Genomic DNA, 24,040 nt, shown 5'->3' on the forward strand with positions numbered 1-24,040 from the left:
GCTCTCACACCAGATCTGTGTCGCTCCACAGATTGGGCTTTGATCAAAAGGAAGACTCCGTGGCTCGACCCCGCACGTTATGGACCGGGTGTGTGTGGCTGCTATTTTCGGCCGCCGCCGGCGCTGCTGTACTGCCCATTACCCACCTGCCTTTGGTCGCTGCAGGCCCGCAGCACTGGCGCCTGCCTGCCGGTGACTACCAGGGCTCCTTCAGCATCGACCAACCCCTGCAATTGACTTGCGAACCCGGTGCGGTGATCCACAGCCAGGGCCTGGGCAATGGCTTGCTGATCAACGCTGCCGACGTCACCGTCGAGGGCTGTACCTTCCTCGACTGGGGCCATGACCTCACCGCGATGAACGCCGCCATCTTCATCCAGCCCAAGGCCCACGGCGCCCTGATCAAGAACAACCGCCTGCGCGGCCAGGGTTTTGGCGTGTGGGTCGATGGCACGGCGGATGTGAGTGTGATCGACAACCAGATCCAGGGCGACCCGACCATGCGCTCCCAGGACCGGGGCAATGGCATCCACCTGTACGCAGTCAAAGGCGCGCGGGTGATCGGCAACCACGTGCGCGATGCCCGCGATGGCATCTACATCGACACCTCCAACGGCAACCTGCTGCAAGGCAACACCCTGGAAGACCTGCGCTACGGCATCCACTACATGTTCGCCAACGACAACCAGGTGCTCGGCAATATTACTCGCCGCACCCGCACCGGCTATGCGCTGATGCAAAGCCGCAAGCTGACGGTGATCGGCAATCGCTCCGAGGAGGATCAGAACTACGGGATCCTGATGAACTACATCACCTATTCCACCTTGCGCGACAACGTGGTCAACGACGTGCGCGACGGCACCACCGGCGACACCATGATCACCGGGGCCGAAGGCAAGGCGTTGTTTATCTACAACTCGCTGTTCAACAGCATCGAACACAACCACTTCGGGCGCAGCGCGGTGGGCATTCACCTCACAGCTGGTTCCGAGGACAACCGGATTGCCAACAACGCCTTTGTCGGCAACCAGCGCCAGGTCAAGTACGTGGCCACGCGTTTGCAGGAATGGTCGGCAGATGGCCGCGGCAATTACTGGAGCGACTACCTGGGCTGGGACCGCAATAACGACGGCCTCGGGGATGTGGCCTACGAGCCCAACGATAACGTCGACCGCCTGCTGTGGTTGTATCCCCAGGTGCGCCTGTTGATGAACAGCCCCGGCATCGAGTTGCTGCGCTGGGTGCAGCGGGCGTTTCCGGTGATCAAGTCGCCGGGGGTGATGGACAGCCATCCGCTGATGCAAGACCCCACGCTTTCCCTGCTCAAGGAGCCTGCATGATGCCCGTTGTCGAAATCGAAGGCGTGACCCAGCGTTATGGGCACGCCACTGTGCTGCACGACTTGAGCCTGAGCCTGGCGCCCGGGGAAGTGCTGGGCCTGTTCGGCCATAACGGCGCGGGCAAGACCACCAGCATGAAACTGATCCTCGGCTTGTTGCAGGCAAGCAGTGGTCAGGTGCGGGTGTTCGGTCGCGCGCCCAGCGACCCTCATGTGCGGCAGATGCTCGGCTACTTGCCGGAAAACGTCACGTTCTACCCGCAACTCAGCGGCCTGGAAACCTTGCAGCATTTCGCCCGGCTCAAGGGCGCGCCGATGAGCCAGGTCCAGACCCTGCTCGAAGACGTCGGCCTGACGGTGGCGGCACGGCGGCGGGTCAAGACCTATTCCAAGGGCATGCGCCAGCGCCTCGGCCTGGCCCAGGCCCTGCTTGGCGAGCCGCGCCTGCTGCTGCTCGACGAGCCCACCGTGGGCCTCGACCCGATTGCCACCCAGGACCTGTATCGCTTGCTCGACCGCCTGCGCGGGCAGGGCACCAGTATCATTCTCTGTTCCCATGTGTTGCCCGGTGTGGAGGCCCATATCAACCGCGCCGCCATCTTGACCCAGGGCCGTCTGCTGGCCCTCGGCACCCTGGCGGCGTTGCGCGAAGAGGCCGGGCTGCCCACCCTGATCCGCAGCAGCGGCCTGCAACGTGCGGCGCACTTGCAAAAACGCTGGAGCGAGGCTGGCCACGTGACCCAGCGCTGGGGCGCGGAAGGGCTGCAAGTGGCGGCGTTGAATGGCAATAAATTGGACCTGCTGCGCCAGTTGCTCGACCAGGACAGCCCCAGCGATGTGGAAATTGTCGTGCCGTCCCTGGAAGACCTGTATCGCCATTACATGGACAGCCCTGTGGAGCGTGCCCAATGACGCCGATCTGGAACATGGCCCGCAAAGAATTCAGCGATGGCCTGCGCAACCGTTGGTTATTGGCCATCAGCCTGCTGTTTGCGGTGCTGGCCATCGGCATTGCCTGGCTCGGGGCCGCGGCGTCCGGGCAACTGGGTTTTACCTCGATCCCGGCGACCATCGCCAGCCTGGCCAGCCTGGCAACCTTCCTGATGCCGTTGATTGCGCTGCTACTGGCCTATGACGCGATTGTCGGCGAGGACGAAAGCGGCACCTTGCTGCTATTGCTCACCTATCCCCTGGGGCGCGGGCAGATCCTGCTCGGCAAGTTTGTCGGGCACGGGTTGATCCTGGCGCTGGCGACCTTTATCGGATTCGGCTGCGCCATGCTCGCCATTGCGCTGCTGGTGGATGACGTCGAGTTCAGCCTACTGCTCTGGGCCTTTGGCCGGTTCATGCTGACCTCGACCTTGCTTGGCTGGGGCTTTTTGGGGCTGGCGTATGTGTTGAGCAGCGTCTCGGCGGAGAAATCCACGGCGGCCGGCTTGGCCCTGGGGGTGTGGTTCTTTTTTGTGTTGGTCTTCGACCTGGCGTTGCTGGCGCTGCTGGTGCTCAGCGAAGGCCAGTTCAGCCCGACGCTGCTGCCCTGGCTGTTGCTGTTCAACCCGGCGGATGTGTACCGCCTGATCAACCTGTCGGGTTTCGATGCCGGCCCCGCGTCCATGGGCGTGATGGCCCTGGGCGCAGACCTGGCGGTGCCGGAGGCGGCGTTGTGGCTGTGCTTGGCCGCGTGGGTCGCCGGGCCATTGGCCTGGGCCTACTGGCTGTTCGGCCGGCGCGCGGCATGAATTTTTTATCGGTGGAGCATGTAAGCATGAAGATGGGGTTGGTTTTACTGTTGAGCCTGCTGTTGGTCGGTTGTGACAAACCGGTGGCGGCGGGGGCGGGTGACGGGCCGGTGGCGTTCCATCCTGCAGATGAGTGCCATGTGTGTGGCATGGTGATCAGCGAGTTCCCGGGGCCCAAGGGCGAGGTGGTGGAGCAGGGCGCGGCGAAGAAGTTTTGCTCTACGGCAGAAATGCTCGGCTGGTGGTTGCAGCCGGAAAACCATCATGCCCAGTCCAAGCTGTATGTGCATGACATGGGGCGCAGCCATTGGGATACCCCGGATGATGCCCATCTGATCGACGCCAAGACCGCCTACTACGTGCTCGGCTCCGGGCTCAAGGGCGCCATGGGCGTGGTGCTGGCCTCGTTTGCCGAGCAGGCGGTGGCGCAGAAAATCGCGGCCGATACCGGCGGGCGGGTGCTGCGTTTCGAGGAGATAGACCTGGCACTGTTGCAGCAGCCGAGTGGCATGGGCCATAGCAGTCATTGAGCCCCCCTGTGGGAGCGGGTTTGCCCTAATGCCGATCAGTTAAGCGAACGCAACGCTCAAAGCAGTGAAGATCAAATGTGGGAGCGGGCTTGTCGGATCGCCGCATCGCCGCGAAGACGTCGGCCCAGCAAGCATTGATGTTGACTGACCCACTGCTTTCGCGAGCAAGCCCGCTCCCACAGGGGTATGTAGCTTCGTGCTCGCTCCTAGCGGTTGACCAATTTCGCCGGCAACGCAATCACCAGCAAACAACTGAGCAGCAAGCTGGCGGCAAAGAACCACATGGCTCCAGCGCTGCTGCCGGTGATATCTATCGCCAGGCCCATCAACGAGTTACTGACCAGCCCGGCGATATTCGCCAGGGAGCAGGCCAGGGCAAAGCCGGTGGCCGCCGCGGTGCCGGTGAGGAAGGTCGCCGGCAGGCTGAAAAACACCGGCACGGCGCCGAGGATTGCTGCCGACGCCACGGCAAACAGGGCCACGGTGGCGACCACGTTATGGGTGAAGAACGTGCTGCCGGCCATGGCCACGGCGCCCACCACAAACGGCACGATAATGTGCCAACGGCGCTCGCGGTGTTTGTCGGAGCTGGCGCCGATCAGCAGCATGCCGGCCAGCGCGGCCACACTGGGCAGGGCGGTGAGCAGGCCGATATGGAAGGTGTCGCTGATCCCCGCGTTGCGGATCAGGGTCGGCATCCAGAAACCCATGGCGTAGGCACTGAGCAGGATCGAAAAGTCGATCCCGCCAAGCATCCACACCTTGAGGTTGAAGAATCCTTCGCGAAAACGCCGTGGGCTTTGACTGGCCTGGCAGTCATCGGCCTGCAACTGCTGTTGCAGCAGGGTCTTTTCGGCGGCTGACAACCATTTGGCCTGGTGATAGGTATTGGGCAACGCCCAGAACGCCAATACCCCCAACAGCACGCTGGGCAGGGCTTCAAGCAGGAACAGCCACTGCCAGCCGCGCAGGCCACCGATCTGGTCGAAGTGGCCCATGATCCAGCCGGACAACGGCCCGCCAATCACACTGGACAGCGGCAGGCCGATCATGAACAGCGCAATCACCCGGCCCCGGCGATGGGTGGGGAACCAGGTGGTCAGGTAATACAACACCCCCGGCAGGAACCCGGCTTCGGCGACGCCCAGCAAAAACCGCAGCACATAGAACTGCGTGGTGGAGGTGACCAGCAACGTGCAAGCCGACAGCAGGCCCCAGGTGATCATGATGCGCGCAATCCAGATCCGCGCGCCGACGCGCTCCAGGATCAGGTTGCTGGGTACTTCAAACAGGATATAGCCGACAAAAAACAGGCCGGCGCCCAGGCCGAACGCGGTTTCGCTGAACTGCAGCTGGTCTTGCATCTGCAACTTGGCAAAACCGATGTTGATGCGGTCCAGGTAGGCAGCCAGGTAGCAGAAGCACAGGAACGGGATCAGCTTCCAGGTGATCTTGTGGTACAGCGCGTGAATCGGGTCGGCGACCGTGGGCATCGGTGTGTCTCAGGGCAATGAGGAGGGCGGGGCGAATATAGCATTCCGTCACCGACACGCTCTGTCTGAAACGCGCCACCTGACTGGGGTTGCCGTGCGAAAGAAGCTACGTTTAATGCTTCTAATAAACAGAGTATCCACGGATGAACTACCAACCCCTTACCCGAACCTTGATAGCGACGGCCCTGGTCCTGACATTCAGTGGCGTGCAGGCCGCCTCCCAGGCCCCGGTGGCCGGCGAAAACGGCATGGTGGTGACGGCCCAGCATCTGGCCACCCATGTGGGTGTGGACGTGCTGAAGGCTGGCGGTAACGCCGTGGACGCGGCAGTGGCGGTGGGGTACGCCCTGGCGGTGGTCTACCCGGCTGCGGGCAACCTCGGCGGCGGTGGTTTCATGACCGTGCAACTGGCGGACGGGCGCAAGACCTTCCTCGACTTCCGTGAAAAAGCGCCGCTGGCGGCCACTGCCGACATGTACCTGGACAAGGACGGCAATGTCGTCCCCGGCCTCAGCGCCAAGGGCCACCTGGCGGTCGGCGTGCCCGGCACCGTCTCCGGGATGGAACTGGCCCTGAGCAAATACGGCACCCTCAAACGTGCCCAAGTGATCGCACCGGCGATCAAGCTCGCGGAAGACGGTTTTGCCCTCGACCAGGGCGATATCGACATGCTGCACAGCGCCACCGAAGAGTTCAAAAAAGACCAGGACCTGCGTGGCATCTTTCTCAATAAAGGCGAGCCGCTGCAGGTCGGGCAGAAGCTGGTGCAAAAAGACCTGGCCCGTACCTTGCGGGAAATTTCCGCTAAGGGCACCGATGGCTTCTACAAAGGCTGGGTGGCCAAGGCCATCGTCGACTCCAGCCAGGCCGGCAAGGGCATCATCGCCCAGGCCGACCTGGACAAATACCAGACCCGCGAGCTGGCGCCCATCGAGTGCGACTACCGTGGCTACCACGTGGTCTCGGCACCACCACCGAGCTCGGGCGGCCTGGTGATCTGCCAGATCATGAACATCCTCGAAGGCTACCCCATGGCCGAACTGGGCTACGGCTCGGCCCAAGGCACCCATTACCAGATCGAAGCCATGCGCCACGCCTACGTCGACCGCAACAGCTACCTGGGCGACCCCGACTTCGTGCAGAACCCGGTGGAACACCTGTTGGACAAGGACTACGCGGCCAAACTGCGCGCCGCCATCGACCCGCAAAAAGCCGGCGACTCCATGGCCATCAAACCCGGCGTTGCGCCCCATGAAGGCAGCAACACCACCCATTACTCCATCGTCGACAAATGGGGCAACGCGGTATCGGTGACCTACACCCTCAACGACTGGTTCGGCGCCGGCGTCATGGCCAGCAAGACCGGGGTCATCCTCAACGACGAAATGGACGACTTCACCGTCAAAGTCGGCGTGCCCAATATGTACGGGCTGGTCCAGGGCGAAGCCAACGCCATCGCCCCGGGCAAGGCACCCCTGTCGTCCATGAGCCCGACCATCGTGACCAAGGACGGCAAGGCCGTGATGGTCATCGGCACACCGGGCGGCAGTCGCATCATCACCGCCACCTTGCTGACCATCCTCAACGTCATCGACTACAAGATGAACATCCAGGAAGCCGTCAACGCCCCACGTTTCCACCAACAATGGATGCCCGACACCACCAACCTCGAAACCTTCGCCCTGAGCCCCGACACCCAGAAAATCCTCGAAAGCTGGGGCCATAAATTCGCCGGCCCCCAAGACGCCAACCACCTGGCCGCCATCCTCGTCGGCGCCCCGTCCCTGGACGGCAAGCCCGTGGGCAACAACCGCTTCTACGGCGCCAACGACCCACGGCGCAATACCGGACTGTCCCTGGGCTACTAAGCCCAGGCAGAGCAGGGGCCAACCGCCCCTGTTCTGCTCCACGGAAGAATATTTTTTGAAATCAAGGGCTTGCCAGTCCCGGCAAATCAGTACATAATTGCCGCCATCGAACGCACTGAGGCATAAAAAACTTCAATGTTTTCAATGAGATAGAGTAGAGGCAATCTTCACATAGCCCACTCAAGTTTATATGCGGTGAATGTCAGTAGTTTGGGCATTGATCGTTTGAGGCCGAGTAGCAAAATGGTTATGCAGCGGATTGCAAATCCGCCTACGCCGGTTCGATTCCGACCTCGGCCTCCACTCTTGAAAACCCCGTAGATTCACGTCTACGGGGTTTTTTATTGCCTGTAGGAAAGTGCTGGAGTTCCGAAACTTTAGAGGGTGGAGTTCCGAAACTATCTCATTTTGAAGGCTGCGCGACCGCACCGATGCGCCTGTAAACGCGCTTGGTGATCTCCTGCTCCGAGTGCCCGAGCAGGAGGCTGGCGTCTGCGATATCAGTAATTTCGGACGCCGCCTTCGGTCGGATATCCTTGAACTGAAACTGTTGGATCTTCTCCGCGTCATCAACTCGTCCCTCACTTGCGGCCAAGGAGCGAGCAGCTTCTCGGGCGTCGTCCCACCTGTTGCGCAGCATTTGTTGAGACACGCGCATCCCCGTTCTTGCTGCGCTGGGCAGCAGAAGGTGGTTTAGGATTTGGAGGGGAGCCACTCGGTATCGTATTCGAACTGGGTAACTCGCATTGATCTCGATGCTTGGCAGTTCGCGGCGGAACGTCTCGGTGCCGTAGGGCTTCTTCACATAGCCCGCTGCCTCTTCCATGAATTTCGGTTTGAAGATGTGCAGCAGGTGGTCGGCTGCTTTTTCGTACTGACCCTCTGGGTAGTTGCCCACCCATACGCTGCCACGACAGACTCGCCAAACCTCGCGTTTTGGCGTTGCCTCGGCAGCCTTGATCTTTTCGTCCATGGCGTCCGGAGCGAAGCGGAGCTGATCAATACCGGATCCAACCGGCGGGGCCACGCACTACTACGCAACCACGATGCCCAAGGCTCCGGCCTGGGCGGCGAAGGCCAAGCAGACGTTGCGCTTCGGGCATCACGTTTTTTTCAAGGATGTGCCGTGATGACGCCCGTGCAGAAGCTGGCCGGGCTGATGGTGCTGATCCTGGTGCTGATGGCCAGCGCCGCCGGCTCCGCCTGGCAGGTGCAGGAATGGCGCACGGGCAAGAGGCTGTCCGAGCAGGTCGGCCTGCACCAGGGCGAACTGGCTGCCGTCATCGCGGCCGCCGCCAATCAGGTGAGCGTTGAGCAGGGTGGGCGCCTGGACCTGGAGCAGACGCTGGCCACATCCGATCAACAACACACCCGAGAACTTTCCGATGCTCAACGCCGCCAGGCTCTCCTGCGTGACCGCCTTGCTACTGCTGATGTGCGGCTGTCAGTCCTTCTCGAGGCCACGGATTCAGCCAGTGACTTCAACGTGCCTGCCACCACCGGCGGCGTCGGCGTGGTTCATGCAGCCCGTCGAGCCCAACTTGACTCAGCGCATGCTCAACGAATTATTGCCATTACCGACAGCGGCGATCAAGGATTGATCGCGCGGCGAGCCTGTCAGGCCTACGCAAAAGAAGTCTCTACAGCGAAGTAAAAGGAGCGGCCGGGCATTATGCGTCAAAATCCACCCCGGCCCCCTTTCCCGCAGAACGCCTTTTCCAGCTTCATGCACAAGCGAGCGACATCAACCTAAAGACAAAAGAAGGCGGGTTCATTTAAGCGACAGCGGACTTAAGAAACAAATAAATCCGTCTCCTTTTCGGTCTAGGTAAACGGCGCTAGCGCTTCAATTCAAGCCGACTTTGATGGACCGCTCGGAAGACCAGGAGTCCTGGCCTGCTTGCAATGTTGGTTCGGCAGGAATGCGGTATTTACCGAATGCCTTGACGACGGCCTGGTCTACGTCGGCGTTGCCCGAGCTTTCTATCAATGCGATTTTCGGCACATTTGAACCCGGCTTGCCTTGCACTTGCAGCGTCACCGGTTTGCTGGCGCTGCCGCGTTTGAATTGCTTGTTCAAGGCAATCTCGATGTCCAATGTCGTACGGTTTAGACTCTTGCGACTGGTATCGCTCCAGACGTCGTTGTAGCGCTGTGTCTGTGCAGCCGTCAGCACCAACCCTTGAGAGCGGATCCGCTGAATGCCCTTCCAGGCAACATCGCCGGAATGTTGGCTGGCTTCCACGTAATACATCATTGCCCCGAACAAATCCTGCGGGCCACCGCGGCCTTCCTCCATCAATCTGGCCAATGCGAGTTTACTTTTATCGCTGTCGCTGTTGGTCAGCGCCAACTGATAAAGCCGTCGCGCTTCCACGTCGTTGCGTGCTTGCCCATGCCCCTCTTCGGCCATGCGCGCCAGTCTCTCGTTACCGACGCCATCTACGGCAGCGACGGATTCATAGAGCGATTTGGCCCTGCCAAAATCTTGTGGCAGACCGCCACGGCCGGATTCGTACAAACCGCCGAGCGCGATCTTACAACGCACGTTGCCGTCATCGCTGGCTTTACGAATGTATTGAACATCTTCTGCAGTGGGGCTTTTTACGCCCTCAAAAAGTATGCATTGGACTTTGGCCAGAGTTTGTTCAAAGGAGCTTGGCGGCCTGGAGGTTTGGCACCCTGCGATGTGGCCCGTGATTGCCAGTACAACAATTGCCTTTTTCATGTGATGCATGCGTGGAATCCTGCGTTGGAGTAAAGCGGCGGCGGAGTACTCAGTTGGAACAACTGGCTAGGCTTTGGCGGCTCGTCTACCAAAGTGAAACTCACGCTCATGATGGTACAAGAGCATCCACGCCTCTGACTCTGGAAACACGACCAGATCGTCTGAAGCCGGATAGCAGAACTCCGGCCAGTATGAAATGAACACTCCCCAAGTTGTACGCAGCGCGGTCTCTGAATCCCAAGAAAGCGATACTGGCTGCTCTAAATGTGGCTGATGTTGCTTCAGCCAATTGGAACCGGCCTCCGATGCGGCCTCTTCGGCGCTGACCATTTCAGGACGTAGCTCGGTGCTCAGGCCGTGATTACCCATGAACCCTTGCGCCCGCTTATACAACGCCTTCGCCTCATCGGAGGTCACTGAGTGCATTTGCGCGAGGACTTTATTTGGCAACACGGCATACGCTGGATCGGTCCAGCGCCACGCCAATTTATGATCTTGGATGCGCATAGTCTCAACACCTAACTAGAAGTGGGCGATACAAATGATAAATTTTTACGCCACCTGTGTCGCAGGCCGTCCCTCGTCGTATGTAATCCACGAGTCTTGAGCCGAGTGCCAGTAGCTCAACACGGGCAAAGGAGAAAAGTGACAAGTTCTACATTAAGGATACGAATTTGTGGGCATCAGGTCTTTAATCGGTTAATAGTTAAGCATTCCCGTTCATTAGCGTCCGCTTTTGACTGACCAAGAGTTTATGTAACCTCACGAATCCGCTAGCACTCTCGCTTTTAGAATCCGGGATCACTTTATGCAGACTGACCAGACCAAGCTACTCGCGCTCGCACTGCTTGAGATCAGGACATTGCTTGCCGATTACCTGGGCAGAGATGTAGATGCTCCTATGAGTGTCCGTGTCGCGGCACATATGGCCTATGCGCTCCACAATGAGGCGGAGGCTGCATACAACAACGCAGATTTTCAGATCGCCAAGGCAAGCTTTAAAATCGCTGCAATCGATCAGATTCTTGGTGTCACTGACGGTGCCGCATTGTTGAGCAGGTTTAACGTCGAGGCCTAAGTCATTCCGGAGAGCGCGCAACTTAGATGACCGCTTCTGGCCGATTGCTGTCTGTCATGAGGGGCCGCATTCGGCCAAAAGCCGCCGATCGGGTCAGGCGGCTTATGACCCGCTTCCGTCATTCAGAACAGGCTAATTGGCAAAAGTCAGACAATTGAACGCGTCGATGAAATAAGGGGCGATTCAAAAGTGTTTTCGGCGTGGCCTCAAGCGCTTGAGCTAAATTTTCCCAGGCCTGAACGTACTCGTCGTACCCCCGGCGCCTTGGCGCAGGGGGTAAGCGTACTACCGAGAAACCGCCTAGAAGCTGTATTTCACATTGAACATCACGTTGCGCGGCGCCCCCCAGAACACTGTGCCGTAATTGCCAATACCACTGTAGTAGTGCTTGTCGAACAGATTGTTGACGTTGAGAGTCGCCTTCAGGTCGCGGGTGACATCATAGCCGCCAACCAGCCCCACCAGTGCGTAAGACTTCTGCTCGAATTTGGCGGTGGGGTCTTTGATCTCGTACCAATCCTCGTCGCTTGGCTTAAAGAACGTCGAACTCTGCCAGTAGGCATTGCCGCCCACGGTGAATTTGTGCCAATCGCCCTGCAAGCGGTAATTGGTTGCCATCTTGAGCAGGTGCTGCGGCTGGTTGGTGGCCACGCGCCGGTCATCCGCGTTATGGGACTCGGCAAAGGTGTAGCCTGCCATCACCTGCAGGTCATTCATCAGTTCGCCGTTCACCTCCAGCTCGACGCCGCGAGTCGTGACGCCTTTCTCTGCTCGATAGGCACTGCTACCACTCGGTGTGCTACCGCCGGTGGGTACGGCGAAGTTGTCCTGCTTGAGCTCGAACAGCGCCATGCTGGCATTTAGGCGGTTGTCGAAGTAGGCGCCCTTGATGCCGACCTCATGACTTTCGCCGGAGAGTGGGTCGATAGGTTTACCGTCCGGGCCGAGGCTGTAGGCCTGCGGTTTGAAGATGTCGGTGTAGCTGGCGTAGGCCGTGTGGTAGGCGTCCAGATCGTAGGTGATACCGGCATAAGGCACGACTTCGCTGGAGTTGGTGGCGCTGGCCGGAAGGCGGCGACCGATGGCGTTGATCGTGTCGATGTCCCATTTGTAGTCGACGATACGGGCGCCCAGGATCACTGCCAGCGCGTCGGTCGGTTTAAGGATGGTGGCCGCGAACCCGACTTTCTGCCGTGCTTCGATATTGAAGGTCGACCACCATTCGAAGTCCCTCGGTGTATCGCCATAGCCATCCCATTGGAATACATCGTTGATGATGCCATTGGTAACCCCGTCGTGGCGCTTGGACGTGGATTCGGTATGGGCGATGCTGTAGCCGAATATGGCTTCGTGCATGCGACCACCCAGCGAAAACGGGCCGCGGGCATACAGGTCCAGGCCTTTTTCCTTGCTGGTAGTGTTGAACTTGCTCGCGGTGCCGCTGTTGTTCACATAGCCGCTGGCGCGGTCAACGTTGCCGGCGATGAAGCCGTGGGAGATGCTTGCGTCGGCCTGAATGGCCTCACTGCTGATGCCCGAGATCAGCTCCCTCGAACGGTAGTCGCGGCTGCTGGCGACCCCCTTGAGGACCCAGTCGTTGTCGAAGCTGTGGGCCAACTCCACGAAAGTGCGCTGGGTTTCCTGATTGCGCCAGGTCCAGCGATCGGCAGCGTTGGTGTCACGATCGAACTTGGCCCTGCGGCCATCCATAAAGAACGCGGGCAGGGCACCGGTGGTGCTGCCGTTGTCATAGTTTTTCTGTACGTCATGGCCGAGTGTGAGCAGGGTTTTCTCGCTCAAGTCGGCTTCCAGCACACCGTAGAAGGTATTTTGTTCGCCGGTCAGGTAATCGACATAACTGCGCTGCGACTGCGTACCCGCAACCATGCGGCCACGGATATTGCCGCTGTCGGTCAACGGCCCGGCGAAGTCAAAATCGGCCTGGTATTTATCCCAGGAGCCTGCGCCGACACTGATATGGCCCTGCGCCTCGGCAGTCGGGCGCTTGCGCACCAGGTTGATGACCCCCGAAGGATTGCCGGAGCCGTTGACCAGGCCGGTCGCACCCTTGAGCACTTCGACTCGGTCATAGATCAGGCTGTTGCCGATACTGTAGTTGTCGCGCAATGAGCCGCCGTCCGAGGACAGGCTGGGCACGCCATCGAACTGGAAGTTATCCAGCTTGAAACCGCGCGAATAGAAAGTGAAGGCCTCGGAGCTTTCCTGGTTGACGGTGATGCCAGGGGTTTGCTTCAGGACATCGGAAACACTTTGCAGGTTCTGGTCGTCCATCTGCTGGCGTGTCACTACGCTGATTGACTGTGGAGTCTTGCGCAGGCTCAGGTCCAGGCGTGTGGCGGCGGCAGTTGCGCCGGTGGTGTAGGAACCACTGCCTTCTGTGGTGACGCTCAAGCTTTGGCCTGTGATGCTGGTTGCATCCAGTTGCAGCGCTGAACCGGCCTGCGCCTGAGGCGCAAGCACCCAATTGTTACCCACCAGCAGGGCTTCCAGCCCGCTACCAGCCAGTAGTTGGGCAAACCCCTGCTCGGTGCTGAAGCGACCTTTTAGCCCGCGACTCTGTTGTCCCTGGGTCAGCGCCGCATCAAACGACAGCAGCACCCCGGCCTCGCGGGCGAAGCGGTTCAAGGTTGCTACCAATGGCCCCGGTGGAATGTCGTAAACGCGGCTGACCTGTTCGGCGTGGGCCTGGGCATCCGTTGACAGCAGCGGGGCCAGCATCCCGACCTGCAGCGCTATGGCGCTGCCAAGCAGCAGGGGGGTGAGGTGTTTTCGGCGCGCGTGTGGGTAGATTGTCGCTCTAGACATGACAGCTCCTTAAAATGCCTGTTTGGGCGGTTTTCAGAAGAGCTCGTACGAGAGTGGCCAATCCGACAATGCAACTGAGAATTTTTTTCATTCGTTTGGTTTAAGCGGCCGGGGTGAGCCTGACCCAATAGCGCGTCCAGGTATTGACCTTCAGCTTTAGCGCCCCGGCGATTGCCACCAGTGCGCGGTCGGTGTCATCCAACGGGTACACCCCGGCGAGACGCAGCTGCGCCACATCGTCACTACAGCTCAACACGCCCGGGCGGTAACGCTGGAGTTCGGCCAGAGCGCTGCGCAGCGGCCAGCCGTCCAACACCAACTGACCTTCGCGCCACTCAGTGCTAGCAAGGTCAGCCGCACGGGGCTCGGATAGCGGCCCGCTGTTGAAGGTCAGGGCCATGCCAGCATCGACCCGCACTTCGTGTTCGCTTGCGGCGTTGTGCACCGCGACAGCGTGTTCGATGACGATCAGCTCTGTGCGGTCTGCATGCAGGCGCACGTTGAAGCGGGTACCGAGGGCGCGCATTCGGCCATGCACCGTGTGCACGCGCAACGGGCGTGGGTCGCTAGCGGTGTAAACGGCAATCTCTCCCTCGACCAGTTCTATCAGCCGCTGGTCTGCGCTGTAGCGGATATCGACGGCAGAATCTGTATTGAGCGTCAGCCGCGTACCGTCCTCCAAGGTCAGGCTGCGGCGTTCGCCCTTGACGGTGCGCACGTCGGCCAACCAAACCGGCGAGTGGCGATAACCCGTCCAGACAGCCCCTGAAACGCCAAGACCCAGCACCAGGCCCTTGAGTAGCGTACGCCGCCCCAGTTCCCCATGGCCTGCGACAAGGGTGTGCCGTGCCAGCGGACCGGGAACACCGGCAAGATCTGCTTGCAACCGCTCAAGGCGCTCCCACGCCCAACTGTGCAACGGCGACTGATCGAGCCAGACCTGCCACTGCCTGCGGTTATCCGCACAGTCACGCGCCGCGTGGAGGCGCGCATGCCATTGCGCCGCCTCGCGCAGGGCTTTGCGTTGATCGGAAGGATTCATAGTTGCGCATCGAAAGCGAACAGCAGGCACCGCTCTGTCGCCTTGGCCATGTACTTGGTCACCGAGCTGACGGACACCCCGAGGCGCTGCGCGACCTCAGGGTAGCTCAGGCCATCGAGCTGTACGTACAGGAAGGTATCTCGCACTTTCTGGCCCAGGCCGTCGAGCATGGCATCCAGTTGCATCAGGGTTTCCAGCATCAGTAGGCGCTGTTCGGGGGAGCACTCCTCGAGGAGCGGCTGGCTGCCCAGAAACTCAAGGTAGGCCTGCTCCAGGTTGCGTCGGCGCAATTGGTCGATCATCACCCTTCGGGCCACCGTGGCCAGGAAGCTGCGCGGCTCTCTCAATGGCTGGCGCAGTGCGCTGCTGATCAGGCGCAAGAACGTGTCCTGGGTGATATCCGCGGTACGATCTGCATCACCTAGGCGCCGACGAATCCAGCCCTGAAGCCATTGGCTGTGGTCGCGATAGAGCGCGTGCATATCATCCTGGGGGGAGGATTCGGGAGACTGAGGGTAGGACACCTAGATCTTCCTAGTTACAAGATGCGGATAAGAATTGATCTTAATTATAAGCAGGCGAGGAAGGTTTGCAATGCAGTAGAAGGTGCCGATTTAAGTACGCGGATAGGTGGCGGACGCTGCCATGCCCTCGGTATTGCTTCATCGTCCTGCATAGGGAAGGGGTGCCCGCATCGTTTCTGCCCTGGCTCGGTTAGGTACTGGGTGACGCCATCCACGCCTGAAAGAGTGTGTAGTGGTCTCATGAATCCGATCAGCACCATGGCCGCCAGTCAGGCTCACCCAAGCTCTTCGACCTGGGTCCAGTGATCCTTCGTCTGCGCCTGCTTCTGTTTCAGGCGATCTGGGCGACGGTGCACCAGGTAAGGGAGCAGGTCTGAGTTCGGCATCGGTGTCCCTCCTTGGAGTGAACAGCGTAGCAGTTGGGTTGCTTGGTGGTGGGTTGTGTTCGGTCGGCAGGACGCTAGGGGAGGGGCAAATCAGTTCCCAAATAAAGAAGATAGACCGCATTCTACGCGGTCTCCAGAGGGGATTTTTTGTGCTGGTTTCGGAAGTAAATATCTCTACAGGTCACAGCCCGCTTACGTTTCCAGATCGGATTGCAAATCGGCCTACGCCGGTTCGATTCCGACCTCGGTCTCCACTCTTAGAAACCCCGTAGATTAACGTCTACGGGGTTTTTTATTGTCTGCCATTTGGTCATCGCTTCCGCAATTTTTCGGATCGCTTTCGCAACCCTGCCGTCTTTCGAGAAATTTAAGATGCCGTTATCGCTATGCCTCTCCTCGATTGGACATGGGGTTGTGCTCGAGACTAAGGAGGCTAAACATCCACTAACCGCCAAAAACGGACACCAAGGGCGTCTACGAAACCCGGGGCGGTTCAGTCTTCGAACTGGTGCGTAACCGTCACCGCGAGTCCATATGCGTTTTTACACACTCTGGACCGTTTGAATCCGTTCACGAAAGCCGCCTCCGGCCACTTACTAGCCTTCGCCAAAATGCAATTACCCAGCTGACTGGGTCGTTGCTCAAAGCTTTCTTTTGCAATGTAATTCGGGCGCCCCGTATCCCCAAGTAATTATAGTTTCGGCCTGATGTTCCCAAAGCGTTTCATTGCGTCCAAGGTACTTTACGCCACTGTCACTTGGCTGCTGGTACATGAGCGATACGCTGTCGCCACGCTCGGCGATTAATGTCGGCGGATCGGTTTTAAAGAACATGACAGCAACCTCGCTGGCAGGGTTGCCTTCGCATTCGTAATAGACAGGCCCGGCTCCCGGTACCAATCGGTACCGTGCTTGCAACTCGGCGATGCGGCGCTGGTACTCCATGCGCACGCATGCACCGACGTCATCACTCTTCCAGCAGTCGTCGCGACCCTTTAACCATCCACGTTGTTCTGCTTTAAGCTGGGGTGGGTGCTCGTTTCCGGCCTTGATTCTCGCGCTGGCATATACTTCCGACAGATTGCGATCGAGCGCGGATAACACCTTGTCCTCACATATCATCGCTTCGATAGCACCAGGCTTCACCTTGGCGCAATCGTAAGAAGGGCCAAGTGTCACATTGACTATCGACGATTTCCCCGTACTGCCCCCGGTCGCCTGCTTCCCATTGATATGCTGATCAATGTATTGGCACCACTGATCGGAACTTCGTTCAGGGACATCTGCCCCATCGCGAACCCCTAATTTGAATTCGATCACCGATTTCCATTCATCGGAGCCTATATCCGGCCCATGCCCTTGTCCGTCAGTTGTATGCAGTATCTTATCGATCGATTGATACCATGGGTAAGTGCACACCGATTGAGCCTGAGCAAAGCCTGCGGCGCCAACCAACAACAAAACCAGATATTTGCTCATGCGTGCTCCCTTTTGATTTAAGCAGTTGCCAGGCACCGACCTAAGCCTGATTCATGCCTCCAACGTTCGGGTAATCATATCCGATTTAGTTGAAGTCCTAGGGCCGTTCTTGGCCGGCATGTCTTGCCGTGAAGGGTCGATAGCAGGCCTTGTAGAGCAGCTGCTTTGGGCCGTTTGCAGTCTCTCGCTAAGGGCAGCATTCAGTCGGAAGCTGTTCTCGGCCACGTAGCTTCCGATCACCGACCAACTCAGTTTGTGACGGTGATCGTCGCAATCGTTATTCCTTCTCCAGCTTTGCAATACCTTTCAGCGGGTAGATCACTTCATGGGTATCCAGATTTCGAATCTCGGATTCGATAGTAATGGTCGAGACCTGACGCCCAGGAGGCCCACTGATGTCGTCGCGAGTGGTGAAGTCCACGACATATCGCTGGCCTGCACGGAACTCCACATCGCGCGCACCGAAGCCGCACTTCGCGCCACCGGTACCCAAGGCATTCATCAGACCCAACACCAGCTCAACGAGTGCTTGCCCGGGGTCAAGCGCAGTGCCTGCTTGCCGGAAACGTCGAGGATCGAGCGCCGCCCGGCGCCCTCTAGCAGTTGGTCGTCCACATGCGTGGCCAGCAACAGTCGATGGAATTTTATTCCCAATCCGCGAAAGCGGGTGGTGGCGAAATACACCACCGGCGCATTGGCCGTGTTATTGGACAGGTCATATGGCGTCATCAAGTCCGGCACCCAATCGCCTTGGTAATCCTTGTAGTGGTAGTTGGAACAAGCGGTTGTAAGACAGGTAATCAGCAGAACAGCCGGGAGTTTGAGATACGACAGAAATGACGACGAGCGCATTATTCTTCCTTGTTTAACGAGTTGATTAGGATAGCGCATCGCAATGCCAGCAAGTACTTGAGCGGATTAGCAAACTCATCGCCCATCAGCTTCGAGCCAGCGAAGGCACAGGCGCACTTTATATGGCAGCCTGCTTTTGGCCGATATTATTGAAAAAGTCGGATGTGGTTTTCACGGCAGAAAAGCACGCGCATGAGATTTAAACCCGGCGTCGCCGCACAGGTATTTGGGCTTGGACTTTACATAACCGTGTTGACTGGATTTAGCACTATCGATTCGTCGACCCGCTCAATGCTCAAAGAATCACCGAGACCGACATTCACCGCTTTGAGGACGTCCGGAGGAACATCGATGATGGCGTCAGCGCTCGCATCTTGAAAGCCCTGTAGATCAACGGTCCACGGGTTTTTTATTGCCTAAGATTTGACGATCGCTTCCGTAACTGGCTTTGCTAACCCTAGCTTGAAGCGTTAATTTTTAGTGTTCTTCGTCTTAGATGGAACCCACACCCGATTGATACAAGGGCGGTTCGCTTCTGCTACGCCGCGCGTACTACATAAGCGTGCCCTTTATTACGTTGCGCTACACCGGCTATTGAGGTTTGTCAGTTTCCAAGGTCGGCGACCTGGGAATTTACGTTACACACCCATTCATAAAGCGGGCAGTGTTCCCGTCAAAAACCTCACATTTGATGTGCACCTCTTAGGTGCAAAATACAGTGCTACGGCTCAGACCGGTGCGCTGGCTGTCATGAGCATTGCGGATAAGGCCGATTTTCAGCAAAAAACCAATTTGGCACACTTTTTCCATAGAGAAATAAACGAGTAAGCCAGGCCCCGGCCTTTAAGTCTTGCCTACATCATGCGCCCAAGCGCCAGGTAATGAAGCCTGATCGACCAGTCCACTGGTCTATCAGGTTTTTTTTTGGAGTGAATAAATGCGCCACACAATCGATGTCGGACTCTTGCTCTCTATCGATGGGACTTACCAGTGCATAGGCCGGAATGCTCTGGCAGGGGCCACACACGCACTGCAGGAAATCAATGCCAATCCCGATTACCCATTTACCTTACAAGTTACCCATATCAATCCGCAGGGCTTCTTGCACAGTTACAGCGAAGGCGCTGTTCAATTGATGCAGGCCGGGGTTCGGCATATTTTTGGTGCGACGACCTCGGCCAGCCGCAAGGAAATCATTCCGGACCTAGAGCAGAACGGGAGCTTGTTGTGGTACGCCTGTCCGTATGAAGGTTTTGAAAGCAGCGAGAACGTCCTTTATCTGGGCGGGTGTCCGAATCAGACGTTGATCCCGTTGTTGCGGTATGCCTTGCAGGCGTTTGGTTCTTGCGCTGCGTTGATCGGTTCGAATTACATCTGGGGTTGGGAAAGTAACCGCGTCGCACGGGAAGTGCTCGATGTCGCAGGCGGCACTGTGCTTCTGGAAAAGTACGTGCATTTGGGCACGACTCGCTTCAGTGAGCTTATCCAGACCCTGATAACTGAAAAACCGGCGTTTGTGCTCAATAATCTAGTCGGTGAGTCCTCCTACGTCTTCTTGCAGCAATTGGACGCGGCGTGTCTTGCCGTCGGCTTGAATCTACCGGTGTTGAGCTGCAACCTGACGGAAGCCGAGCTGCCTGAAGTCGGCGTCATGCGGAGCCTGCGCCTGTTGTCGTGCGGCCCATTTTTTGAGGATGTAGACCGGGCTTTCAGCCAGCAGCAACGCCGCCAACATGGACTGTACCCGTTGTCGCATTTTTACACCGGGATGTACGTCGCCTTGCACTTGTTTGCAAAGGCCTTGGACCAGTGTGGCAGCGACGATCCCGAGCTCATTTGCAACTACCTCTACGAACACCCCCAGCACAGTGTGCTCGGCACGTTAAACATTTCTGCGCACAACAATCACTGCAGCCAGCCTTGCCATATCGCCGAATTGCGCGAAGGGCGCTTTGTGGTACTGCACAGTGAAGCGCAATCGTTGCCAGCCGATCCCTACCTGACTGCCACTGACCTGAGTGAATTCCAACGCCTGCGCACGATTGCGCCAGCGCCCCGCCTGAGGATCGTCAAATGAGCCTGCTCAAACGCCCGGACTTCGAAAGTGGTCGATTGCTGTTGGTTGACTGCGAACCGCGTACGTTGGCCAGTCTGCAGAAAAGCCTGCAACGCCTGGGCATCACGCCGCAGGCGCTGTTTGAAGACGCGCAGGATTCGCTTGAAGGCTGCTTTGCCGCCGTGGTCGATCTGGAGCACTTCGCCAGTCCCGCCACCCTGCAACGGCTTAACAGCACCGGTGTGCCAATCGTGGCGTTGACGCCCCACGAAACCCTGTCGCAGATCCAGCGCGCCATCGAGCTGGGGGCGACCGCCTTGTTGAACAAACCGATTACCCAGGGCTCTGTCTACACCACGCTGATGATGGCGATCAGTTTGCGTGAGCGATTGGACAGTGATGCGCGAACCCTCGAAGCGCTGCGCCAGCGCCTCGATGCGCGACCTCTGCTGGCCCAGGCATTGGCGCGGTTGATGGTTGAGCAAAAGATTGACGAGCGCGAGGCTTATGAGCGCCTGCGCAGCCTGTCGATGCACCTTAATCGCAGCCTGGATGACCTGTGTGCGGACATGGCCGCCGATTATCTTCAGCAAGGCGGGGCGTGCCAATGAAAGTGTTGCGCGCCTTGATTCGCCGGCCCGCGGTGGCGTTGTCGTTGTTGTACATCGTCATCGTGGTGCTGTTGGCGCTGTTTGCACCGTGGATGAGCCCTCACGATCCGTCCGAACAATTTGTCGAAGGCCTGTCAATGGAGGGCGCGCCGCTACCGCCAGATATGCCGTATTGGCTGGGCACTGACCTGCTGGGTCGCGACTTGCTGTCGCGCCTGATCTACGGCGCACGTACCTCACTGTTCATCGGCCTGCTTGCCAACGGCCTGGCCGTGCTGATCGGCACCTTGGTGGGCTTGAGCGCAGGTTTTCTGCGGGGCTGGATCGGCAGCACGCTGATGCGCTTTACCGACTTGATGATGGCGTTCCCGGCGCTGCTGTTGGCGATTGCGTTGTCGGCGATTTTCCAACCCAGCGTGTGGATCGTTGCGTTGGTCATCGCCATGGTCAACTGGGTGCAGATTGCCCGGGTGATCTACTCCGAGACCATCGCCTTGAGTGCCCGTGACTTCGTGGCGGTGGAGAGGACCCTGGGCGCGAGCTCGCTGCGCATCCTGTTTTCGCACTTGCTGCCCCATTTGCTGCCGACGATTCTGGTATGGGCGACCCTGGGTATTTCGACCACGGTGCTGCTCGAAGCCACCCTGTCGTACCTGGGAGTGGGGGTCCAGCCGCCAACGCCAAGTTGGGGCAACATCATTTTTGAAAGCCAGACCTATTTCACCTCCGCGCCATGGTTGGTGTTCTTCCCCGGTATCGCGATTGTCCTGCTGTCGCTGGCTTTCAACCTGGTCGGTGATGCCCTGCGCGATGAACTCGATCCTACCCTGCAAGGGAGAAGCTGAATGTTCGCCTTCATCACTCGTCGCATCGGCTATTCGTTGCTGATTTTGCTCGGCGTGACCTTCATCACCTATCTGTTGCTGTTCATGCTGCCTGCCGACCCTGCGCGCCAGATTGCCGGGCGCAGTGCCACACCGGAAGTGGTGGCGGGGATTCGTACGCAGTTGGGCCTGGATTTGCCGTTCTATCGGCAGTACGCCAACTACCTGGGCAACCTGGTGCAAGGTGATCTGGGTCGCTCCTATATCCAGCGCAGCCCGGTGACCGAGTTGATCGGCTCGCGCCTGCGGCCATCGCTTGAGTTGATGGCTGCCGGTATTGGTTTCGAATTGCTGATCGGCATCAGCCTGGGTGTGATCGCGGCGTTGCGGCGCGACAGTTGGGCCGACAAGGCGCTTATGGCGCTCTCGTTCATCGGCGTATCAGCCCCGCAATTCATCGCTGCGATGCTCTTCCTGTACTTCTTCGCCGTAAAACTGGGCTGGTTTCCACTAGGAGGCTATGGCGGGTTCGAGCATCTGCTGCTGCCGGCGCTGACCCTGGGGATTCTCGGCAGCGGCTGGTACTCGCGCATGGTGCGCTCCTCGATGATCGAGGTGTTGCATCAGGACTTCATCCGCACCGCCCGGGCCAAGGGCCTGAGCTGGGTGCGCGTGGTTCTGCGGCATGTACTCCCCAACGCCATTGTGCCGGTGATCCCGATGATCGGCATCGATATCGGCATCTTCATGGGTGGGCTGGTGGTGGTCGAGTCGGTCTTCGGCTGGCCGGGAATCGGCCAGTTGACGTGGCAAGCCATTCAGCAGGTGGACATTCCGGTGATTGTCGGCGTGACCACGGTTTCAGCGGTCGCCATCGTGCTGGGCAATCTGGTCGCAGACCTGGTGATCCCATGGGTCGATCCGCGCATCGACATCCAAAAACACTAAAAAACACATCATAGGTAAGGGGCTGGAGCATGAATCGCAAAGCATTATCCTTGGCCATCGCGGCTGCATTGTTCGCCGGGAATCTTCTGGCCGATGACTTCGATCCAAACGCAAAAGACGGTGGCGCCGCAGTCATTACCTATCAGAACGACGTGGCCACACTTGACCCCGCCATTGGCTACGACTGGCAGAACTGGTCGATGATCAAAAGCCTGTTCGATAGCCTGATGGACTACAAGCCCGGAACCACGGAGCTGGTCAAGGACCTGGCATCGGACTACACCATCTCCGATGACGGCACGGTCTACACCTTCACCTTGCGTAAAGGCGTGAAGTTCCAGAACGGTCGCGAGCTCAAGGCCAGCGACGTCAAGTACTCCCTGGAGCGCACCGTCAACCCGAAAACCCAGAGCCCGGGCGCCGGCTTCTTCAGCCCGATCGTGGGCTATGACGAAATGAGCACCCAAAAGGCCGAACACTTGTCGGGCATTGAAGTGGTGGACGACTACACCGTCAAGATCACCCTCAAGGAGGCGAGTGCGACGTTCCTGCATGTGATGGCGATCAACTTCTCCTCTGTGGTGCCCAAGGAAGAAGTCGAGAAGTGGGGCGCCGATTTCGGCAAGCATCCGGTCGGTACGGGTGCCTACAGCCTGGAGCAGTGGAAGCTTGGACAACAGATTGTCTTCAAGAAAAACCCCAACTATTTCAAGGCTGGCCTGCCGCACCTGGACAGCATCACCTTTAAAGTGGGCCAGGACCCGATGGTCGCCCTGCTGCGCTTGCAAAAGGGTGAAGTCGACATCGCCGGTGACGGTGTGCCGCCCGCCAAGTTCCTGGAATTCAAGAACGATCCAAAGTTCAAGCACCTGGTGGTGACCGGTGACCAGTTGCAAACCGGCTACCTGACCCTGAAAACCACGATGCCGCCGTTCGACAACCTCAAGGTACGCCAGGCAGTGAACATGGCGATCAGCAAGGATCGTATCGTGCGCATCATCAATGGTCGTGCGGTCCCGGCCAACCAGCCGCTGCCGCCGGCCATGCCGGGCTACGACAAGGACTATAAAGGCTATGCCTACGACGTCGAGGCGGCGAAAAAACTGCTGGCAGACGCCGGTTTCGCCAAGGGCTTTGACACCGAACTGTACGTGATGAACACCGATCCGCAACCGCGTATCGCCCAAGCCATCCAGCAAGACCTGGCCAAGGTCGGTATCCGGGCGCAGATCAAATCCCTGGCACAAGCCAACGTGATTGCAGCCGGCAGTTCCAAGGATCAGGCACCGATGGTGTGGTCAGGTGGCATGGCCTGGATTGCCGACTTCCCGGACCCGTCGAACTTCTACGGGCCGATCCTGGGCTGCGGCGGTGCGATTGACGGCGGCTTGAACTGGGCACTGTATTGCAACAAGACGCTGGATGCACTGGCGGCCAAAGCCGACAGCATGGCCAAGCCGGAGCAACAAGCCGAGCGCATCGCGCTGTGGAAGAAAATCTTCATCGACGTGATGGCTGACGCGCCGTGGGTGCCAATCTTCAACGAGCAGCGCTTCACCGTGCGTTCTGCGCGCATGGGCGGCTCCGATTCGCTGTACGTCGACCCGGTTCACGTGCCGGTCAACTACGACTATATCTACCTCAAGTAACGCGCGGTCGACCTGACGATCAGCCTTTGCCACGCCTGCCAAAAGGCGTGGCCTTCAACGCGGAGACCT

The 24,040-nt window shown here is 58.8% G+C and carries 21 protein-coding genes, 1 tRNA gene and 2 pseudogenes; 14 read left to right on the forward strand and 10 right to left on the reverse strand.

Features of this window, described 5'->3' with window-relative positions; translation table 11 throughout:
• Nucleotides 1–92 precede the first annotated feature (92 nt).
• The 4 genes from HBR94_RS15015 to HBR94_RS15030 are packed head-to-tail and all read left to right on the forward strand — an operon-like array spanning nt 93 to nt 3,608.
• Complete coding sequence (locus HBR94_RS15015; protein ID WP_170045165.1) at nt 93–1,340, forward strand: nitrous oxide reductase family maturation protein NosD; 1,248 nt, start codon at nt 93–95, stop codon at nt 1,338–1,340.
• Entirely contained in the window at nt 1,340–2,251 is a 912-nt protein-coding gene (locus HBR94_RS15020) for an ABC transporter ATP-binding protein (protein ID WP_115129386.1), read from the forward strand. Before HBR94_RS15015 ends, HBR94_RS15020 begins: the two co-directional genes overlap by 1 nt.
• On the forward strand, nt 2,248–3,078 hold the full coding sequence (locus HBR94_RS15025) for an ABC transporter permease subunit (protein WP_057439640.1): 831 nt from the start codon (nt 2,248–2,250) through the stop codon (nt 3,076–3,078). The genes HBR94_RS15020 and HBR94_RS15025 overlap by 4 nt, the downstream gene beginning before the upstream one ends.
• Nucleotides 3,075–3,608 carry a nitrous oxide reductase accessory protein NosL gene (locus HBR94_RS15030; RefSeq protein ID WP_262383394.1) on the forward strand — a complete coding sequence of 178 codons (534 nt, stop codon included), beginning with the start codon at nt 3,075–3,077 and terminating at the stop codon, nt 3,606–3,608. Before HBR94_RS15025 ends, HBR94_RS15030 begins: the two co-directional genes overlap by 4 nt.
• 206 nt (nt 3,609–3,814) lie before the next feature.
• Here HBR94_RS15030 and HBR94_RS15035 read toward each other — a convergent pair whose 3' ends face one another.
• Nucleotides 3,815–5,101, reverse strand: coding sequence for an MFS transporter (locus HBR94_RS15035; protein ID WP_170045085.1), 1,287 nt, complete (start codon nt 5,099–5,101; stop codon nt 3,815–3,817).
• Between the two features lie 143 nt (nt 5,102–5,244).
• Between HBR94_RS15035 and ggt the strand changes: the two genes are divergently transcribed.
• Together ggt and HBR94_RS15045 are read left to right on the forward strand one after the other, a co-directional pair.
• On the forward strand, nt 5,245–6,969 hold the full coding sequence (ggt, locus tag HBR94_RS15040; protein ID WP_057959811.1) for a gamma-glutamyltransferase: 1,725 nt from the start codon (nt 5,245–5,247) through the stop codon (nt 6,967–6,969).
• A 229-nt stretch (nt 6,970–7,198) separates the two neighbouring features.
• A tRNA-Cys gene (locus HBR94_RS15045) sits at nt 7,199–7,272 on the forward strand.
• 100 nt (nt 7,273–7,372) lie between these two features.
• On the opposite strand, the pseudogene HBR94_RS15050 reads toward HBR94_RS15045, so the two are convergent.
• Nucleotides 7,373–7,639: pseudogene (locus HBR94_RS15050) on the reverse strand (integrase); the annotation flags it as partial.
• Between the two features lie 331 nt (nt 7,640–7,970).
• Between HBR94_RS15050 and HBR94_RS15060 the strand changes: the two are divergent.
• Together HBR94_RS15060 and HBR94_RS15065 are read left to right on the forward strand one after the other, a co-directional pair.
• Nucleotides 7,971–8,099: pseudogene (locus HBR94_RS15060) on the forward strand (cell wall hydrolase); the annotation flags it as partial.
• The gene (locus tag HBR94_RS15065) at nt 8,099–8,623 is read left to right on the forward strand and encodes a lysis system i-spanin subunit Rz (RefSeq protein WP_170045086.1); all 525 of its coding nucleotides are present in this window, start codon (nt 8,099–8,101) and stop codon (nt 8,621–8,623) included. The pseudogene HBR94_RS15060 and the gene HBR94_RS15065, both read left to right, overlap by 1 nt.
• 192 nt (nt 8,624–8,815) lie before the next feature.
• Here HBR94_RS15065 and HBR94_RS15070 read toward each other — a convergent pair whose 3' ends face one another.
• Entirely contained in the window at nt 8,816–9,706 is an 891-nt protein-coding gene (locus tag HBR94_RS15070) for an SEL1-like repeat protein (protein ID WP_115128044.1), read from the reverse strand.
• A gap of 57 nt (nt 9,707–9,763) precedes the next feature.
• Entirely contained in the window at nt 9,764–10,204 is a 441-nt protein-coding gene (locus HBR94_RS15075) for a hypothetical protein (RefSeq protein WP_120732757.1), read from the reverse strand.
• Nucleotides 10,205–10,505: 301 nt separating this feature from the next.
• Between HBR94_RS15075 and HBR94_RS15080 the strand changes: the two genes are divergently transcribed.
• Nucleotides 10,506–10,775, forward strand: a complete 270-nt coding sequence (locus HBR94_RS15080) for a hypothetical protein (RefSeq protein WP_115128046.1) — start codon at nt 10,506–10,508, stop codon at nt 10,773–10,775.
• A gap of 300 nt (nt 10,776–11,075) precedes the next feature.
• Here the strand turns inward: HBR94_RS15080 and HBR94_RS15085 are convergent, their stop codons facing one another.
• The 6 genes from HBR94_RS15085 to HBR94_RS28695 all read right to left on the reverse strand — a co-directional run bounded on the left by HBR94_RS15085 (nt 11,076) and on the right by HBR94_RS28695 (nt 17,883).
• Nucleotides 11,076–13,601, reverse strand: a complete 2,526-nt coding sequence (locus tag HBR94_RS15085; RefSeq protein ID WP_170045087.1) for a TonB-dependent receptor — start codon at nt 13,599–13,601, stop codon at nt 11,076–11,078.
• 100 nt (nt 13,602–13,701) lie between these two features.
• Nucleotides 13,702–14,643 carry a FecR domain-containing protein gene (locus HBR94_RS15090; RefSeq protein ID WP_170045088.1) on the reverse strand — a complete coding sequence of 314 codons (942 nt, stop codon included), beginning with the start codon at nt 14,641–14,643 and terminating at the stop codon, nt 13,702–13,704.
• The gene (locus HBR94_RS15095) at nt 14,640–15,125 is read right to left on the reverse strand and encodes a sigma-70 family RNA polymerase sigma factor (protein WP_170045167.1); all 486 of its coding nucleotides are present in this window, start codon (nt 15,123–15,125) and stop codon (nt 14,640–14,642) included. The genes HBR94_RS15090 and HBR94_RS15095 overlap by 4 nt, the downstream gene beginning before the upstream one ends.
• 1,069 nt (nt 15,126–16,194) lie before the next feature.
• On the reverse strand, nt 16,195–17,031 hold the full coding sequence (locus HBR94_RS15100; protein ID WP_170045089.1) for an MliC family protein: 837 nt from the start codon (nt 17,029–17,031) through the stop codon (nt 16,195–16,197).
• A 277-nt stretch (nt 17,032–17,308) separates the two neighbouring features.
• Nucleotides 17,309–17,533: a hypothetical protein gene (locus HBR94_RS28690; RefSeq protein WP_262383395.1), complete on the reverse strand. Its 225-nt coding sequence runs from the start codon at nt 17,531–17,533 to the stop codon at nt 17,309–17,311.
• Nucleotides 17,533–17,883 (reverse strand): hypothetical protein, encoded by a 351-nt coding sequence (locus tag HBR94_RS28695; RefSeq protein WP_262383396.1) that lies wholly within the window; start codon nt 17,881–17,883, stop codon nt 17,533–17,535. The genes HBR94_RS28690 and HBR94_RS28695 overlap by 1 nt, the downstream gene beginning before the upstream one ends.
• A gap of 937 nt (nt 17,884–18,820) precedes the next feature.
• Here HBR94_RS28695 and HBR94_RS15110 point away from each other — a divergent pair.
• From HBR94_RS15110 to HBR94_RS15130, 5 genes are read left to right on the forward strand one after another with little or no spacing between them, the layout of a single operon-like run.
• The gene (locus tag HBR94_RS15110) at nt 18,821–19,960 is read left to right on the forward strand and encodes a transporter substrate-binding protein (RefSeq protein WP_057959802.1); all 1,140 of its coding nucleotides are present in this window, start codon (nt 18,821–18,823) and stop codon (nt 19,958–19,960) included.
• Nucleotides 19,957–20,550, forward strand: a complete 594-nt coding sequence (locus tag HBR94_RS15115) for an ANTAR domain-containing protein (RefSeq protein WP_170045090.1) — start codon at nt 19,957–19,959, stop codon at nt 20,548–20,550. Before HBR94_RS15110 ends, HBR94_RS15115 begins: the two co-directional genes overlap by 4 nt.
• Nucleotides 20,547–21,395 carry an ABC transporter permease gene (locus HBR94_RS15120; RefSeq protein ID WP_120732765.1) on the forward strand — a complete coding sequence of 283 codons (849 nt, stop codon included), beginning with the start codon at nt 20,547–20,549 and terminating at the stop codon, nt 21,393–21,395. The genes HBR94_RS15115 and HBR94_RS15120 overlap by 4 nt, the downstream gene beginning before the upstream one ends.
• Entirely contained in the window at nt 21,396–22,322 is a 927-nt protein-coding gene (locus HBR94_RS15125) for an ABC transporter permease (RefSeq protein ID WP_170045091.1), read from the forward strand.
• A 29-nt stretch (nt 22,323–22,351) separates the two neighbouring features.
• Complete coding sequence (locus tag HBR94_RS15130) at nt 22,352–23,971, forward strand: ABC transporter substrate-binding protein (RefSeq protein ID WP_170045092.1); 1,620 nt, start codon at nt 22,352–22,354, stop codon at nt 23,969–23,971.
• Nucleotides 23,972–24,040 lie beyond the last annotated feature (69 nt).

Origin of the sequence: Pseudomonas sp. WS 5412 (assembly GCF_012985615.1) — a bacterium.
Classification (GTDB): domain Bacteria; phylum Pseudomonadota; class Gammaproteobacteria; order Pseudomonadales; family Pseudomonadaceae; genus Aquipseudomonas; species Aquipseudomonas shahriarae.

Bases quoted from the DNA above. Each gene is read 5' to 3' on its own strand.
- HBR94_RS15020 (WP_115129386.1), top strand. From the start codon at position 1,340: ATGCCCGTTGTCGAAATCGAAGGCGTGACCCAGCGTTATGGGCACGCC.
- HBR94_RS15025 (WP_057439640.1), top strand. From the start codon at position 2,248: ATGACGCCGATCTGGAACATGGCCCGCAAAGAATTCAGCGATGGCCTG.
- HBR94_RS15030 (WP_262383394.1), top strand. From the start codon at position 3,075: ATGAATTTTTTATCGGTGGAGCATGTAAGCATGAAGATGGGGTTGGTT.
- HBR94_RS15035 (WP_170045085.1), bottom strand. From the start codon at position 5,101: ATGCCCACGGTCGCCGACCCGATTCACGCGCTGTACCACAAGATCACC.
- ggt (WP_057959811.1), top strand. From the start codon at position 5,245: ATGAACTACCAACCCCTTACCCGAACCTTGATAGCGACGGCCCTGGTC.
- HBR94_RS15065 (WP_170045086.1), top strand. From the start codon at position 8,099: ATGACGCCCGTGCAGAAGCTGGCCGGGCTGATGGTGCTGATCCTGGTG.
- HBR94_RS15070 (WP_115128044.1), bottom strand. From the start codon at position 9,706: ATGCATCACATGAAAAAGGCAATTGTTGTACTGGCAATCACGGGCCAC.
- HBR94_RS15075 (WP_120732757.1), bottom strand. From the start codon at position 10,204: ATGCGCATCCAAGATCATAAATTGGCGTGGCGCTGGACCGATCCAGCG.
- HBR94_RS15080 (WP_115128046.1), top strand. From the start codon at position 10,506: ATGCAGACTGACCAGACCAAGCTACTCGCGCTCGCACTGCTTGAGATC.
- HBR94_RS15085 (WP_170045087.1), bottom strand. From the start codon at position 13,601: ATGTCTAGAGCGACAATCTACCCACACGCGCGCCGAAAACACCTCACC.
- HBR94_RS15090 (WP_170045088.1), bottom strand. From the start codon at position 14,643: ATGAATCCTTCCGATCAACGCAAAGCCCTGCGCGAGGCGGCGCAATGG.
- HBR94_RS15095 (WP_170045167.1), bottom strand. From the start codon at position 15,125: ATGCACGCGCTCTATCGCGACCACAGCCAATGGCTTCAGGGCTGGATT.
- HBR94_RS15100 (WP_170045089.1), bottom strand. From the start codon at position 17,031: ATGAGCAAATATCTGGTTTTGTTGTTGGTTGGCGCCGCAGGCTTTGCT.
- HBR94_RS28690 (WP_262383395.1), bottom strand. From the start codon at position 17,533: ATGAATGCCTTGGGTACCGGTGGCGCGAAGTGCGGCTTCGGTGCGCGC.
- HBR94_RS28695 (WP_262383396.1), bottom strand. From the start codon at position 17,883: ATGCGCTCGTCGTCATTTCTGTCGTATCTCAAACTCCCGGCTGTTCTG.
- HBR94_RS15110 (WP_057959802.1), top strand. From the start codon at position 18,821: ATGCGCCACACAATCGATGTCGGACTCTTGCTCTCTATCGATGGGACT.
- HBR94_RS15115 (WP_170045090.1), top strand. From the start codon at position 19,957: ATGAGCCTGCTCAAACGCCCGGACTTCGAAAGTGGTCGATTGCTGTTG.
- HBR94_RS15120 (WP_120732765.1), top strand. From the start codon at position 20,547: ATGAAAGTGTTGCGCGCCTTGATTCGCCGGCCCGCGGTGGCGTTGTCG.
- HBR94_RS15125 (WP_170045091.1), top strand. From the start codon at position 21,396: ATGTTCGCCTTCATCACTCGTCGCATCGGCTATTCGTTGCTGATTTTG.
- HBR94_RS15130 (WP_170045092.1), top strand. From the start codon at position 22,352: ATGAATCGCAAAGCATTATCCTTGGCCATCGCGGCTGCATTGTTCGCC.